Annotated in this window: 11 protein-coding genes; 4 read left to right on the plus strand and 7 right to left on the minus strand. The window is 68.5% G+C overall.

Annotated features, from left to right (window positions below; translation table 11 throughout):
- Window positions 1-12: 12 nt before the first annotated feature.
- From DQ384_RS39435 to DQ384_RS39460, 6 genes are all read right to left on the minus strand, one after another.
- Window positions 13-1,164, minus strand: coding sequence for a DegT/DnrJ/EryC1/StrS family aminotransferase (locus DQ384_RS39435; RefSeq protein ID WP_114034003.1), 1,152 nt, complete (start codon window positions 1,162-1,164; stop codon window positions 13-15).
- The gene (locus tag DQ384_RS39440) at window positions 1,161-2,447 is read right to left on the minus strand and encodes a Gfo/Idh/MocA family protein (protein ID WP_114034004.1); all 1,287 of its coding nucleotides are present in this window, start codon (window positions 2,445-2,447) and stop codon (window positions 1,161-1,163) included. The genes DQ384_RS39435 and DQ384_RS39440 overlap by 4 nt, the downstream gene beginning before the upstream one ends.
- Complete coding sequence (locus DQ384_RS39445; RefSeq protein WP_181871686.1) at window positions 2,444-3,316, minus strand: sugar phosphate isomerase/epimerase family protein; 873 nt, start codon at window positions 3,314-3,316, stop codon at window positions 2,444-2,446. Before DQ384_RS39445 ends, DQ384_RS39440 begins: the two co-directional genes overlap by 4 nt.
- A complete protein-coding gene (locus DQ384_RS39450; RefSeq protein WP_181871687.1) occupies window positions 3,301-4,035 on the minus strand; it encodes a hypothetical protein in 735 nt (244 codons plus the stop codon). Before DQ384_RS39450 ends, DQ384_RS39445 begins: the two co-directional genes overlap by 16 nt.
- Before the next feature lie 26 nt (window positions 4,036-4,061).
- Window positions 4,062-5,885 (minus strand): B12-binding domain-containing radical SAM protein, encoded by a 1,824-nt coding sequence (locus DQ384_RS39455; RefSeq protein WP_220183386.1) that lies wholly within the window; start codon window positions 5,883-5,885, stop codon window positions 4,062-4,064.
- Window positions 5,886-6,261: 376 nt separating this feature from the next.
- On the minus strand, window positions 6,262-7,176 hold the full coding sequence (locus DQ384_RS39460; RefSeq protein ID WP_181871688.1) for a phytanoyl-CoA dioxygenase family protein: 915 nt from the start codon (window positions 7,174-7,176) through the stop codon (window positions 6,262-6,264).
- A 643-nt stretch (window positions 7,177-7,819) separates the two neighbouring features.
- Between DQ384_RS39460 and DQ384_RS39465 the strand changes: the two genes are divergently transcribed.
- The 4 genes from DQ384_RS39465 (at window position 7,820) to DQ384_RS39480 (ending at window position 13,846) form a co-directional block, all read left to right on the plus strand.
- The gene (locus DQ384_RS39465) at window positions 7,820-8,872 is read left to right on the plus strand and encodes a nucleotidyltransferase family protein (protein WP_245967094.1); all 1,053 of its coding nucleotides are present in this window, start codon (window positions 7,820-7,822) and stop codon (window positions 8,870-8,872) included.
- Window positions 8,873-8,912: 40 nt separating this feature from the next.
- Window positions 8,913-9,563, plus strand: a complete 651-nt coding sequence (locus tag DQ384_RS39470) for a DsbA family protein (RefSeq protein ID WP_245967093.1) — start codon at window positions 8,913-8,915, stop codon at window positions 9,561-9,563.
- A 169-nt stretch (window positions 9,564-9,732) separates the two neighbouring features.
- Window positions 9,733-10,695, plus strand: coding sequence for an aldo/keto reductase (locus DQ384_RS39475; protein ID WP_114034010.1), 963 nt, complete (start codon window positions 9,733-9,735; stop codon window positions 10,693-10,695).
- A 1,432-nt stretch (window positions 10,696-12,127) separates the two neighbouring features.
- Window positions 12,128-13,846 carry a hypothetical protein gene (locus DQ384_RS39480; RefSeq protein ID WP_114034011.1) on the plus strand — a complete coding sequence of 573 codons (1,719 nt, stop codon included), beginning with the start codon at window positions 12,128-12,130 and terminating at the stop codon, window positions 13,844-13,846.
- Between the two features lie 189 nt (window positions 13,847-14,035).
- Here the strand turns inward: DQ384_RS39480 and DQ384_RS39485 are convergent, their stop codons facing one another.
- Window positions 14,036-14,371 carry a histone-like nucleoid-structuring protein Lsr2 gene (locus DQ384_RS39485; protein ID WP_114034012.1) on the minus strand — a complete coding sequence of 112 codons (336 nt, stop codon included), beginning with the start codon at window positions 14,369-14,371 and terminating at the stop codon, window positions 14,036-14,038.
- Between the last annotated feature and the right edge of the window lie 459 nt (window positions 14,372-14,830).

Raw genomic sequence — 14,830 nt, forward strand, 5'->3', positions numbered from 1 at the left:
GATCAATGGGGGTCAGCTGAGGCGTGTGATCGCGTCGATGACGGCCTCGGCGATGGCGGTGTTGTCGGCCGGCGTCAGCAAGGGATGCAGGAAGGGGCAGAGCAATCGGTCGGCGACGTCGTCGGCCACCGGGCAGCGCTGTCCGGCGACGTGGGCGGCGATCAGCGGGTGGGTGCGGTAGGTGGGCGGGTCGGCCACGATGCAGCCCACTCCGAACTCGCCTTCCAGCGTCTGGATCACGCGGTCGCGGCCGTGACCTCGCAAGTGTGGCGGCACAAGGGCGTTGTAGCGGTAGTAGATGGGCTCAAGACCGTCGGGTTCGACCGGCACGATCAGGCCGTCTAGCGTGCGCAAGATGGTCGTGCGGGCGCGGGCCAGGGCAACGCGGGCGGCGTTCATCTCATCCAGTCGGCGCAGCTGGACCAGGCCGACGGCGGCTTCGACTTTGCCCATCTTGCGGTTGGCGCCCAGCTCCTGGTTCTTGCCGAAGGATCGCAAGCGCCTGATCCGCGACGCCAGCAGCGCGTCGTCGGTGACGACCATGCCGCCGTTGCCCAGGGTCGTCATCGGCTTCTTGCTCTGGAAGCTGAAAATGGACGCCCACGCCGCGGTGCCGACGCGTGCCCCGTGGTGAATGGCGCCGCAGGCCCGGGCCGCGTCCCCGATGACCTGCGGAGGCCCGTGCCGGGGGTGAGGGTGACGTCGTGCGACCTCCAGTAGGGCGCCGATGTCGGCGGGCATGCCGTTCATGTGCGTGGCCACGATGGCCCGGGTGCGGGGACTGATGCGGTGTTCGACGTCGGCGGGGTCGATGTTGAGAGTGACAGGGTCGGGCTCGCAAAGGATCAGCCGGCCGCCGTGGCGCAGCACGCTCACGTGCGTGCCGACGAAATTGATCGCGCATGAGATGACCTCGTCGCCGGGCTCCAGATCGAGCGATTCCAGCACCATGTCCAAGGCGGCGCCGCCGCTGCTGGTGGCCACGGCGTGGCTGGTCCCGATGTAGGCGGTGAAGGCGGCCTCGAACTGCCGCTCGCAGGCCCTGGCGCGAAACCCGGTCCGCCAGTCGGCCGACTCGGCGATCACCTGGGCGGCGACGGCCTGTTCTTCGCCGGTGTACCAGCCGCCGAGCGCCGGTTCGCGGGGCCAGGTCAGATTACTCATGCGATGGTCTGCGTGCCGGGGGCGGGCCAGCGGGTGCGGTGGTCGCGGAAGTCGCAGCCCGAAAGCGCGTCGGCGGCGGTGACGGTGTCCTGGTAGGTGTGAAGAGCGCCCGACAGCACGTCGGGGACGCGGACGGTGTGGCCCCCCGATGCGGCTGATTCGTAGAACGCCAGCGAGGTGGCCAGGGTCTGCAAGGCGGCCTCGGCGGTAATCTCGACGCCGACCTGGTCGCGGATGGCACGGAGGAACTCGGCGCACTCGATCGGGAAATCCTCGCGCAGTCCGTAGGGGAACAGGCGCTGGGTCTGCTGGGGGGACAGGCTGTTGAGGAAGGCCTGGTGGAAGTCCTCGATCCGGCCGTTGCGGCCGTTGCGGGTGTGGATCTGCGCGCTGGGCAGCGGCGCGTGAAACAACTGCCCGCCATCGTCGACGATCGCACCGTCGGTGCCTTGGATGGAAAACAGAAACCGCTCGTTGCCGGGCAGGGCAGAGGTGACCGAGAACATGCCGGTCATGCCGTTGGCGAAGGTCAGCAGGGCGGCCAGGACGTCTTCGCGTTCGTCGACCACCCAGGTGCCGTCGCGGGCCAGGCGCCGCTCCTGGACGCGTTTGGCGGTGGCGGTGACGGCGTCGATGGGCCCGAACAGGTAGATGAGGGTGTCCAGCAGGTGGGCGGCGTTGTCGATGGCCCACCCGCCGCCGCCGTGGGCGCGGCCGGCTCGCCACTGCCAGCGGCGGTCGTCGGCGGGCGGTTCATACCGGCTGCGCTGGGCGTGCAGGAGTTCCGGGGTGCCGATGATGCCGCGCCGCAGCAGCCAGGCGGCGGTGCGGATGGTCAGGGTGCGGCGGTGGTTTTCCGCCAGCGACAGCACGACCCCTGCCTGGCGGGCCGCGGTCATCATGGCGCGGCCTGCGGCGATCGTGACCGCGAGCGGTTTTTCCACCAGCACATGGATGCCGCGCTGGGCGGCGGTGCAGGCCACCGGCTGGTGATCGGCAACGGGCAGGCACACGTCAACGCCGTCGATCACGGCGGGATCCAGCAGCTGATCGACACGGGACAGCACCCGGGGACGGCGAGGCTGCCAGGAGGCGACCTGATCGGCGCATGCGCGGGCCGCCGAAAGGTTTGCATCCCCCACCGCGGTGATCTCCACCGTGCCCGGGGTGGCCTGGGCGACGGACTGCCAGGCGCGCAGGTGTTGCTTTCCGATCAGTCCACAGCCGAGCACACCGATGCGGGTAGGCGGCCGAGCGGGAGTGCCGGGTCGCGGGATGATCATGGGCGCTCCGCAGGGGGTGGGATCCTCGGGTCGACGCCGGCGCGCCGCAGCAGGCCGGCGGCGGCAGTGAACGCCTGGCCGGCGGCTTGGCGCGGGCTCAGGGCGTGCAGGTCGGGGCTTTTCAGCTCCACCGACATCGGGCCTGCATACCGGCGGCGCTGAAGCGCACGCACCAGGCCGTCCAGGTCGATGACGCCGTGCCCGGGCAGCAGCCGCATGTCGTCGTCCAGCGCGGCGCGGGGCACGGGCGGTGCGTCGTTGAGGTGGATGACCACCGGCATACCGTCCGGGACGGCGGCCAGGCCCTCGACGGTGCCGCCGGAGGCGTGCCAGTGGAAGGTGTCGATCAGGACGCCGGCGTTGGGACGGGCGACGTCGGCCACGAGTGCCAGCGCCTCGCCGAGGGTGCGGGCCTCACCCGTCGCGGGTGGAGCCGCAGGGCGCAGGCCGATGAATTCCAGCACGACGTTTAGGCCGTAGTCAGCCGCCTGGTCGCATACCTGGCGGATCCGCGTGATGAGCACGTTGCGCGGCGGCACGACGGCGGCGGTGATGCCGGTACGCGGCAGGATCAGGGCGCCGCTGCGGCCGCCCAACTGCGCCGACAGCCGCATCTCGGCCGCCACCGTGGGCAAGGCGGCGGTGAACCTCGCCTCGTCCCAATGGGAGCGGATCGACCAGCCGCCGTGGATCGGGACGAGGCCGGCGGGCCCGAGCAGGTCCCGGACCGTCGTGTCGGTTTCCCAGGCCTCGGCCAGACGGCGCGCCGACAGTTCCACGCAGCCGAACCCGGCGGCGTGGGCGGCGCGCAGGAACTCGGAGACGGGCGTGTCCGGCGGCAGGGTGACGCGGTTCAGGCACAACTGCACGCGGTGCTCCCGCGATGCGTGGCCCACAGAGGCTGAGCGGTGACGGCGGCGATGACATCGGCGGCCACGTCCTGTAGGCCCAGATGGCGCCCGTTGGCGATGATCGGCCAGCCCTGCTGGTCAGCGGCCTGTCGCAGCAGGTCAGCGATCGCACTGGTCAGGTGGGCGAACGCGGCCGGATTACGGGTGCTAGCACCGCAGGCGTCGTAGACCGGCTCACGCCGCCCGGCCGCTTCGTACCAGTGCATCCGGTCGGCTTGGGGGGCGTCGATCAGGACGGTCAGCGCCGGGATGGGCGACAGCGGCGGGCACGGCCACAGGGCCTGCTGCCAGGAGCGCAGCAACCCCACCTGGCCGGGGCTCGCCTGCGGAGCGCGGTAGGACGCCTCGATCGACAGGCGCACCCAGGTCTTGGCCCACCAACTGTCGGCGATAACGATCTCCCCGCGGCGCACGGCGGGCAGCACCTGTCCGTGCACGATCGCGGCATACTGCGCGGCCGCGGCCAGGCTCAGCAGATCAAATCCGGTGCCCTGGTCACCGGCGCGGGCGAACATCTGGCCGACGGCCCGGATCAGCGCCGCGTGTTCGGCGGGCCCGTCCGGATCGGCGCGGCGGGTGGCGCGCACCCGGTGGCCGCTGCGGCGTAGCTGATCCATCACCTCGGCGGCCAGGGCGGTTTTGCCGGAGCCGTCGGCGCCTTCCAGCACGATGAACACCCCCCGAACCGGAGAAGAGGCGGCCGTCATGCGCACGACTCCGGTAGCGGCGACCGGTTCGCACGGCGCTCCAACTCGGCAAGCAGCCGGGCCTGTTTTCCGAAGTCGACGGTGTCGACCACCGCCCATGGCAGGGTCTCCTCCATCGAGAAGGCCCGCAGGAACCGCTCGTGTTGCAGGCCGTGGGCGCTCAACGCCTCCCGCAGCTGGTCGCCCGACAGTTGGCTCAGGTCCGCGCCGGAATCGTGCAGTTCTTCCAGCACGGGCCCGATCCGGCGGTCACCGCGCAGGCACACGCTTTCCAGGTACAGGCGGCTGGATTCCCCCCATAGCACCCGGTAATGCTTCTGGTAGGCCTGCTGGCCGACCAAGGCGCGCAAGCGCCGGCGGATCTGCTCGACGTAGCCGTCGATGAGGCCAGGGTCTGCCATCGACAACCGCTGGCTGGGCGTGCCGGGTTTGGGCATGAACTGCTGCAGCTTCACGATGACCGTGCCGTCGCTGCGCCCCAGCCGCTCGAACACCTCCACGGCGTAGTCGGCGATCGACAGCCGGTCGTCTTCGTGCTCGCCGGGTGCGCCGACGATGAAGTACAGCATGATATGGCCGACGTGGGGGTGAGCGGCCAGCAGGTCCAGCGCCTTGTTCACCCGCTGGCGGGTCATCGTCTTGCCGAAAGTCTTCACCAGATCGTCGCGGGCGAATTCCGGGGCGATCGTCACGATGCCTCGCGGCGTGCCGGACAGCTGCAGCTCGGTGAACAGGTGGCCGTAGTCCCCGACCTTGGCCACGGCGTCCAGGTAGCGCGGGGTCAGCTCGTCGGCGCGAACTGAGCCGATGATGGTGCTCACCTGGCCGCCGGTGCGCTGTGCGAACTGCCCCAGCAGCTCCAGCAGTTCGCAGTGATGCTTGTACTGGGTGAAGGTGGGCGAGCTGACCACGACCTGGGTGATGTGGTGGCGCTCCAGCAGTTCCAGGTACTCCTGCAAGATCTGCAACGGAGCCTGGCGGAAGTCGGGCACGCCCAGCGTGCAGAAGTTGCAGGTGTGCCGGCATCCGAGTGTCGGAATCATCATGCCGCGCTGGCCGTCGCTGATGGGCGCGACGAAATGAGCCGGGTGCAGGTCGGTGACTTTCAGGTACTGCGGCGTGACGTGTTCGGGAGCGGCCGGGGTGCGGGGCCGGATCGCCTTCACTCCCCCGCCTGGCGCGAAATCACAGTCATACAGGCCGGGCACGTACAGGCCCGGCACCTGAGCCAGTTGCTCCAGCACGCTGTGGCGATCGGCTCCCCGGTTGGCGTGCAGGATGCGCGTCAGCTCGATGACCGACCGCTCCCCCTCGCCCAGGGCGACGACATCGAGGTAGTCGGCCATGACCTCGGGGTTGGCGAAGCCGCCGTTGCCGCCCACTACCAGCGGGTGGATGCCGTGGCGCCGCTCAGCGCTGCGCCGCGGTACTCCGGCCAGGTCCAGCAGCTTGATCAGCGATACGAGATCACCGGCGTGGGTGATGCTCACGCCCAGGATGTCGGCGTCACCGACCGGGACGGCGCTTTCGATCGAGCGGTAGGGCTGCCCGTCCGGCGTCAGCAGCCGATTTCCCTCGCGGTGCAGGCAGTCGTAGACGATGGCGCGCTCGGCGGCGGCGGGAACGTCCGGGCTACGGTTGATCAAGTCGTACAGAGCCAGTGGTCCCATGCACAGCAGGGAGAACTCGTGGCCATAGGGCAGCAGGAAGACCAGCCGCAACGGGTCGGCCATGGTCTTTGCCGACAGGTCGTACGGCGGGCCCAGGACGATCTCACGGGCCTGGATCGCATTGATCTCGCTGTGTAACAGACGGATCACCCCTCGGGGGGTCGCATGGGGGCGGCCGCAGCATTCGCCGCAGTCGTCGAGACGGGGCATACGGTGCTGGAGCGTCATGCAGCGGGGCGCTCCGGGAAGACCGGAGCGCGATCAGCAGAAGCGTGCGCCATCGATCAGCTCCCCGTCAAGCACGTGTGCGGCAAATTGCCAAACTCGTGCATGGACTGCTCCTGGCACGTATCCTGCGGCTGTCGCGGCGGTATGACTCGCGTCGCGAGAATCGGAGGATCCGATGGCGAGCTCCGCGTTCAGCACTACCGGCGCCCGGCGCCCTCTGGTGCGCTCCCATGCGGGGTCTGCGCCCCGGCCTGATGCCGCTCTCGCCGCAGCCGCAGGCCGGGGGCGGGCTTCACCGCTAGCCCGCGCGCCGCTCGAGGTGCTCGGCGTAGGGGGTCATGTCCATGCCGGGGTAGCGCTCGCTCACCCCTTGCAGAGTGGCCGCGTTCCAGTAGGGGTGACCGGGAGCGGGAAAGCCGAGCATCTCACGCTGGCGGGCCGTGCCGGTTTCCAGGAAGCGCTGCAGCGCGGCGGAGTCGGGGTGCGGCCGGTCTCCCGAAGGCCAGGCCAGCGACTGCAGCCAGGTGGCCGCCGCCGCGTGGTAGGTGATGAAGTGCGCATATCGCACGCCGGCCGGGGTCGTAACCGCAGTGCCACGGTGCAGAGTTGCGGCGCTGAAGATGAGCACCGACCCCGCGCGAGCCAAGATCGGCTGCTCGTGCTGATACAGCTGCGGGTAGTCCTCCGGCCGCCGGAAGGTGTGCCGGTCAGCCGTCAGCAGGGCCAGGTCGCGGGTGTGCTCCTTAGACACCACGCAGGTCGGGCCGAGGTCCGCGGTGACGTCCGAATAGTAGATGATCATGAAGGTCTGCCGGAACGGACCGTCATCGCGAGGGTAGAGCAGGGACTTCTTCCCCCAGGTGTCAACGTGCAAGAACTGGTCGTGGGCTCCAGCGTCGACGGCCGGTCCGTACTTGGCCTGCAGTGCCGACTCCCCCAGCCGCAACTCGGTAGTCCCGTGCACGCGCTCGAGGAAGTCGATGAGCCGCGGGTGCGTGCTGACCTCGTTGAGCACCTGACAGGCGAAGGGAAAGGACGCCACCTTCTCCAGGTGCGCATACCGCTGCGGGGTGGCCAGAATCTCCAGCCCGGAGGGGAAGTACCGGGCGGTCGCCGCTTGGCACTCGGCCAGCTCGCTCAGGGTCAGGAAATCATCCACCAGGACATAGCCTTTTTCGTTCAGGTGGTCGATGTGCTGCTCGGAAATCCGCATGCCTCTCCTTGCTCGCATACGCGCCACGATCATTCTTGCGGTTTTCTCGTGGCGCACCTGATGGGCGGTCCGCCTTCAGTGAACCCGGCCCCCCAAAGCTGGTCGTCCGAGATTTCCCAGAGGGCACCCTCCGGTCGTTGAGTACGTAACCGCAGAATCGGCGAATATGCAAGGGGATCAGCGAGAAGGAGCGGAGATCCAGTCGACGACCAGTCCGCGGCAGTGAAAACCCCAACCTGAGCAGCAAGATCACCAAAGCGCGCGATATCCGGCTCCGAATCGATACGCGCCAGCAGTCGCCATGCCATTCAACGTAAAAAGCCAGCGGAGCGGTACCCGAATCACCTCTTGAAAGGAGATGCGCATACCATATCGTCCATGATGAAACGTTCGGGAAACAAATTGATGAACACGGCAGACCGGCCCATTACGGGTCGCCTTTCCACCACGTCAACCGCACACAGAACCGAAAATGACCCATTTCTGCCCACCGAAAAGCAGCGTGGCGTGGTGGCGCTCCCCGGCGGACCGGCGCGTCCGCCGGGCAGCTTCAGCCAGCGTTTGCCCGTCGTCATATGCGACCCAACGACAGGATGTGATCGGATTGCCTGGAAGCTCTCACGAAAGAGACTTCTTGCTGAACGTGGGACGGTACGGGTGGGCAGGCGCTGATGCCTTCGCTCCCGCCCCTGATCTGCTGACCCGCCAGCGCGACCTGGACTGGTCCTGGCTGACCACCCAGCTGTACCGGCACCGTCTGATGGGTCTCGGCTGGCAGATGCTCATCGGTCCCTGGAGCGACGCCGGCGGGAAGCTCCCTCGGGGCTACGCCCTGTACGAGACCTGGTACTCGGCCACTGTCCACCGAAACCGGCTGATGCGTGAGGAGCTCCGGCGCGTGGCCGCGCATCTGCACCAGGCGGACGTCCAGGTACTCCTGCGGCGAGGGCCGGCGCTCATCGAGCACACCTACCATGATCACGGGGTGCGCCCGATGTCGGATATCGATCTGCTGATCCGGCCGGGCCAGGAAGAGCGCTTCGTCGCGGCGCTGGGCGAGCTCGGATACCGCAGCGGCGACCTGTCCGCCGACAAGCGCACCATCATCGCCCGCCCGGCACCCGATGAGGTGCTGCCCCGGCTGCTCAAGCCGACCGGCGACCCCCTGCTGCGCGTGCTCATCATCGACGCCTCCACCGTCGTCTCCGCGGCCGCACCGCAGCTGGACACCGAAGCGGTGTTCATGGCGGCGCGCGCTACCCCTTCCCTGGCGGCGGCGATGATGACACCACACCATTTCCTGCTGGACCTGTGCATCCACCTGTACGAGGAGTCGACCACGCTGGTCTACGTGCAGCGCGGCCGGTTCCAGCGCCTCATGCAGTACGTCGATGTGCTGGCCTATCTGCGCGCCACCGCGGTCGACTGGGACGCCTTCCTCGCCGAGTGCCAAGCCCTGCAGCTGTGCGCGCCTGCCTACTTCGCCCTGGGCAACGCCCACCGGCTGTACGACCAGGCGCCCCTTCCCCGCAGCGTGCTCCAGCGCGTAGCGGCCTCGGCGAACGTTCCGGAGGACTTTCTGGACCTCTACGGCGCCGACGAACTACCCGAGCCGGCCCGCTGGGACACCGACCTGGAGCAGCGGTTGTTCGACGAGGCGCTGCCCGCGGCTCGACCCCGGCCTGACACCCCCTGAGGCATCCCCTCACGTCATGCCTGACCGACGAAGGAGACCCGTGGACCTCGACGTGGACCCCGACACCACACAGCCGACTGTTGCCGACCTCTGGTTTGACCCGGTGTGCCCATGGGCGTGGATCACCTCCCGGTGGCTGGTAGAAGTCCAGCGAGTCCGGCCCGTCACCGCCCGCTGGCACGTCATGAGCCTGCCGATCCTCAACGCCGGCCGCGAGCACACCCCGCGCTACCAAAAGCTCATGAACTCCTCACAGCAGGCGCTACGGCTGCTGACCGCCGCCGCCCAGCATGCCGAGACCGCCGGACAGGACCCCAGCGCCACGCTGGGACAGCTGTACACCGAACTCGGCACCCGCTTCCACCGCGACAACAAGCCGCTCGACACCGCGACCTACACCCAGGCGCTACAGGCCGCTGGCCTGCCCCTCGATCTGCTAGGCGCCCGAGACTCCAGCGACTACGACGACGCAGCGCGCCGCAGCCACGAGGCAGGAATCGGTCTGGTCGGCGACAAGGTCGGCACACCGATCATCTCCGTGGCGGGCGCGGCGTTCTTCGGCCCGGTCCTCACCCCGATCCCAGGTGGTGAGGCCGCCGGTCGGCTCTGGGACGCCATCTGCCTGCTGTCCGCCACCGACGGCTTCTTCGAGCTGAAGCGCACCCGCACCCGCAAACCCGCCTTCGACTGATCGCCCGCACCACAGATCGGCCAGCCAGGGCTGAACCGCGCCCGGCCCTGGCCGACCTCCAGCACCTCAGCCGGACGCAGACAGCACAAGGCCGTGCCCGGCAGACAACCCCGCGCGGCACAACCGGCCGCGTCCTTCCCATCGACACAACGACTGATCGGCGAAACACATGCAGTACACGCAGCTGGGCCATACCGGGCTTCGCATCTCCTCCCTGGTGCTGGGCGCCTGGAACTTCGGGAAGGTGACAAACGAGCACGACAGCCACATGATCCTGGACACCGCGCTCGAGGCGGGTATCAACGTCGTGGACACCGCCAACAAGTACGGCCGGGGCACCAGCGAGGAAATCATCGGCCGGTGGCTGGCACTCGGCAGCGGACGACGCGAGAAACTTATGGTGGCCACCAAGGTGTTCGGCGACTTCAGTGACTGGCCCAACGACGGACGGCTATCGGCTCGTCACATCCGCAAGGCGGCCGAAGACAGCCTGCGGCGCCTACGCACCGACCACATCGACCTGTATCAGATGCACCACGTCGACCGCTGTACTCCGTGGCAAGAGATATGGCAAGCCATGGACATCCTGGTGGCCCAGGGCAAGGTCATCTATGTTGGATCCTCCAACCACGCCGGATGGCACATCGCCCAGGGCCAGGAAAGCGCTCTGCGGCGCCATAGGTTGGGGCTTGCCAGCGAGCAGTGCCTGTACAACCTCGCCGAACGCACCGCCGAACAAGAAGTGATCCCTGCGGCGCGCAACTACGGCCTGGGTGTTCTGGCGTGGTCGCCACTGCACGGGGGCATGCTGGGCGGCATCTTGGCCACGGACGCCGACCCGGGCGGGCGCCGCCGTACGGGCCGCGCGATGAACTCCCTGCCGCGATTGCGCGACCAGGTGCAGGCATATGAAGACCTATGCACCGCTCACAGTCTGGCGCCCGCTGAAGTGGCGTTGGCCTGGGTGCTGAGCCGCCCGGAGATCACCGCCCCAATCATCGGGCCGCGGACCGTCGAGCATCTGACCTCGGCGCTGCGCGCCCTGGACATGAAACTGGAGACAGCGGTCCTGCACGAGCTCGACCGCATCTTCCCCGGTCCAGGGCCGGCGCCGGAATCGTTCGCCTGGTAAACGCCCCTGTTGAAAGGGCGCACTCCGACTGTAAGCACCAGGCACGCGTCCGCGCAGCAGCGCGGACGCGGTCTGTTCGTCTAACGCGGGCACGAAATGCTGGTAGCGGGCCAACGCCGACCCGCTCATCCCGGCCGCCGCGGCCACCACCGCGACGTCGATGCGGGCGCTCGGCAACTCCACGATCCAGGAAGACCGCAGCCGACGTACCCACAGAGCCGACAGACCGCCGGTCGGGGATGCCGGGCCGTCCAGGAGCTGAACAGATTCCTCCCAAAGGCCGCAGTGTGACCGGGCCGGAAGAGAAAGGCGTCCCCGGCGGTCGCCGCAGTCTCAGACAGCGTCTGCTCCCAGGCGGCGCGTCAGACGATCAACCTACTTGCACCGGGGACGGTAGCCACGACGGCCCCCGATTCCAGGCCTCGCAGGTGTCGCCCTCGGACGGGCGGCCATTTCGCCGGGGCCCAGCCCGCAGCCGAAGCCCAGCGCCATGAGCATGAGCGCGTCGGCGCGGGTCTGGTCGGCCAGGCGCTCAGCCCAGGAACGCAGCTGTTCCAGCTGCCCGTGGGGTACGGCGTGCTGACGGCGATTGGGGCCTTCATCGGTGGCGGCACCCGTTCACCGCGTTCCAGCCACGCGAGCGTGGCGCGCATGCGCACCGACATCGCTCGCCGCGCAAGGAGACGCCATGCCCGAGGAAGAGCTGCCCGCCGCCATCGACCCTCCCCGCAGCTGGTCGACGCCAGCCCTGCCGCGGCCGGCCTTCGAAAGCCAGGAGACCCGGCGACGGACGGATCTTCGCCCCCCGCAGCCTGTACTGGGACGGCGACAGCTGGCCGCTCGAGTACGCCAGCGAAATACAGGCCGGCCACCACGGCGCCGTCCTGGCTGGCAAGATTCGCTGGGCCAACCGGGACGGTGGCCGCATTGCCGGCTCCGGCGCGCTACCGCAACCTGGAGGCTGCGCCACCGTGGACCAAGGCGCCCCGCTGGTGGTCTCGATGGACCTGCACGACATGGAGTTCGTGAACGGCGGGCCCCCGGCCCACGCGTCCCACCCCACCGGTCCTACCGCCGCATCCGCCTTCGCTGACCATGCGGGTTCACGCCAGTGTGCTCACGTTCCGTCCGCGCTGACATCACAAATCGGTAACAGATCTGTCGGCCTTGCTGGTGACGCAGTGGCGGCCGCCCTAACCTGCTCACCCGTTCACCAGGACGGAGCGAGCGCAGCCGATCAGGCCGCGGACCTGTACTCGCCGTCCGCTGCGCATGATCGATGGGCGCTCGTCGGATGAGGAGTATCAGCGCCTGCACGTGACCAGCGAGTCGATGGACAGGAGCACCCATGATGGTTTGGGCAGCGTCCAGGTGACCATCTGCTAAAAGAGGCCGTGCCCTAAGCCCCTTTAGTCCCGAGGAGAGCCGGCGTATGCCCCGACTTCGCAGACGCGAATGGATCATCGCGCTCATAGCGGTGCTGTTCACGCTGACCATAGGCATACCTACGGGCATGGCCCTCGCGGATCCGGCCCAGCCCCAGGGTGTGAACAACCAGTGCGATGACATCCTCGGCAGCGGAACCCCCGAGTTCATGTACTGCTCGTGGATGGCGGAGACCCCGACCGACGCGCTGAGGGTTCTGAACTACTGGAACTTCAACGACGGCCAGCGGCTCAAGGAGGCCGTGCCCTTCCCCGGTCCCGTCCTGTTCTGCAAGGACAAGAACAACAAGGGCCCCGGCATGCAGGGCTGCGCCGACAAGGACCAGGTGCTGTGCAAGTACGACCACAGCGCCGGCAAGTACACCTGTAAGGACACCGAGGGCAAGCCCACGAACCCGCCCGCCAAGGCCTGCCTGGGCGGTGAGTTCGACTGCACGCGCGGCAACGGCTCCACGACCTCGGGAGAGGCGGACGGCACGCCCACGCCGGCGGCCACCGGCGGCGCGCAGACCGGCAGCGACCCGAGCGCGGGCCCGCTCGACGCCAGCCAGGCGCCTGACGCCTCGGCCCAGCCGGACGGCTCCGGGCAGCTCGCCACGCCGGACGCCGGCCGGCCCGACCAGCAGACCCAGCCGCAGGTCGACCAGCAGGACCAGCAGGCTCCTCAGGAGCAGCAGGTCGACCAGCAGCGGACCCAGCAGCAGACCGAGCCGCAGGCGCAGCAGACCGAGCAGCCCGAGCAGACGCAGCCGACCACGCCCGCCGACCCTGAGCCGACCGCCTCGACGGCCCCGGCTCCCAAGCAGCAGACCACGCCGAACAGGCAGGTGCTGACGCCTCCGGACGACGCGACCGGCCAGGCCGCCGCGGCGGCCGTGAAGCTGGGCATGCGGGTGTGGATCGAGGGCGAGCTGGCCCCGGCGTGGACCGCGGGCAAGGACCAGTTCGACGCCGCGGTCGCCTCGATGGCCGCGCAGGCGAGCAGGCCCGGCGTCGTGGGCGTGAAGTTCGCCCAGGACCTCGGCTACTGGGGCTTCAAGAACGCGAACGATGTGCGCAAGTTCGTCAAGGACGCCTCTACCGCCCTGCGCGCGGCGATGCCGGCGGGCAAGCAGCTCGCCGTCGACGTGGTGGTCCCCGAGATGGGCTGCGGCGCTTCCGAGCCGTGCCAGGCGGCGCTGCGGACGAAGTACCCGCTGATCACCCGGGCCAACGTGGAGAAGTACGTGCTCACCGGCGACGTCGACCACGTCAACCTGTCCAGCGGCCTGTTCGCCAGCGAGTACTCCAAGTGGAAGGTCACCCCGGACAAGGCGCTGCGCAACCAGTGGATCACGGTGCGGGCCCGCGGCTGGGACACCCGCGTCCACATCGGCGCCCGGGAGGTGGGCCTGGCCCACAGCGGCGCGAGCGCCCTCAGCTCCGCCCAGGCGGAGGCCGCGGCCAAGCTGCGCGTGGACCTGCCGTTGCAGGCGGGCGTGCAGAGCGTCATGCTCTGGGGTCACCGCCAGAGCTGGAATGGCGCTATCTGGCGCATTCTCGACCAGGGCCTGATGACCAACACCACATGGACGGCTCTCCAGGCCCGCAAGGCACTCGGCCGCCTGGCGATCACCTTCGACGCCAGCGACCCCGAGAAGGGCGTGACCCAGGACCTCACCAAACTCGCCGAGGTCTTCAACGAGGTCTACATACACGCGCAATGACCACGTGTGCAGCTATCCTGACCGGACAGGGCCCAACGGTCCGGCGCGACCCCGGCCCCGTAGAGGACAACCGAACAGCCGCGCCGATCCCTGGGCGCGCGCGATGCAGGGCGCGGAACACGATCGCCGCATCACTTGAGGAAATACCGTTACGGGGCGCCCGATGGCATGAGGATCGCCAGCCACTCGCTAGTGGGCTGCTTCGTATTGCTCCACCACCGTCGATGCGACGCGACCTCGTTCGCTCACCGAAATGCCATGCGTTTTGGCCCAGGCTCTGATGTCCGCACTCCTGTTGCGGGTCATGACTCCCTGGCGACCGCGTCCGCGCCCAGACCTGCGGGGGGCGCTTTGCGCCGGACGCGCGCCGGCGACGAACTTCGATAGCACATCCCGCAACTGCTGAGCGTTCTTGTGGTTCAAGTCGATTTCATAGGCGGTACCGTCAATGGCGAAAGAAACGGTCACATCCGCCTCGCCGCCATCCAGATCGTCGATCAACAGCGTTCGAATCTGTGTCGCCATCCTCGCACCTTCCCCATCATGGCCTGACGTAAGAAAATACAGCCTATTCCGAGAATGCGCAATTGTTTGCGGCAAGAGGCTATGACCTCACGCTGCGCAACGCCGACAATGCGTCGTTTTGGTGCCATGGATCCCGATAAGTGGGCGCGTGATACCACCGGTAAGTCGAGCCCAGACCGTTCACCCTTACGCACGGGGCGCTGCCGCCCGCGCGCGGGTATAGCAGCTGTGACCGACTGACCGACCGGTCGCGGCGCCGCGCCAGGCACAGGTCCGGCACGTTGAAACGGTCGCGTGCGGAAAGCGGATAGACAGTCGGCCATGGCTGGCACCTAGTGCTGTGACCGGAAACGATCACCGGGTTGGGTCTTGGTCAGGCGGCGGGTGACAGGGGTCGGCCGCCCCAGCGGATGCGTTTCTCGCTGCGGATGCGGGCGCGTTCTCGGCGCTGAGCGGCCA

This window comes from Sphaerisporangium album (genome assembly GCF_003323745.1).
Taxonomy (GTDB): domain Bacteria; phylum Actinomycetota; class Actinomycetes; order Streptosporangiales; family Streptosporangiaceae; genus Sphaerisporangium; species Sphaerisporangium album.

Coding starts and splice junctions, on each gene's coding strand:
- DQ384_RS39435 (WP_114034003.1), bottom strand. CDS start 1,164: ATGAGTAATCTGACCTGGCCCCGCGAACCGGCGCTCGGCGGCTGGTAC.
- DQ384_RS39440 (WP_114034004.1), bottom strand. CDS start 2,447: ATGATCATCCCGCGACCCGGCACTCCCGCTCGGCCGCCTACCCGCATC.
- DQ384_RS39460 (WP_181871688.1), bottom strand. CDS start 7,176: ATGCGGATTTCCGAGCAGCACATCGACCACCTGAACGAAAAAGGCTAT.
- DQ384_RS39475 (WP_114034010.1), top strand. CDS start 9,733: ATGCAGTACACGCAGCTGGGCCATACCGGGCTTCGCATCTCCTCCCTG.
- DQ384_RS39480 (WP_114034011.1), top strand. CDS start 12,128: ATGCCCCGACTTCGCAGACGCGAATGGATCATCGCGCTCATAGCGGTG.
- DQ384_RS39485 (WP_114034012.1), bottom strand. CDS start 14,371: ATGGCGACACAGATTCGAACGCTGTTGATCGACGATCTGGATGGCGGC.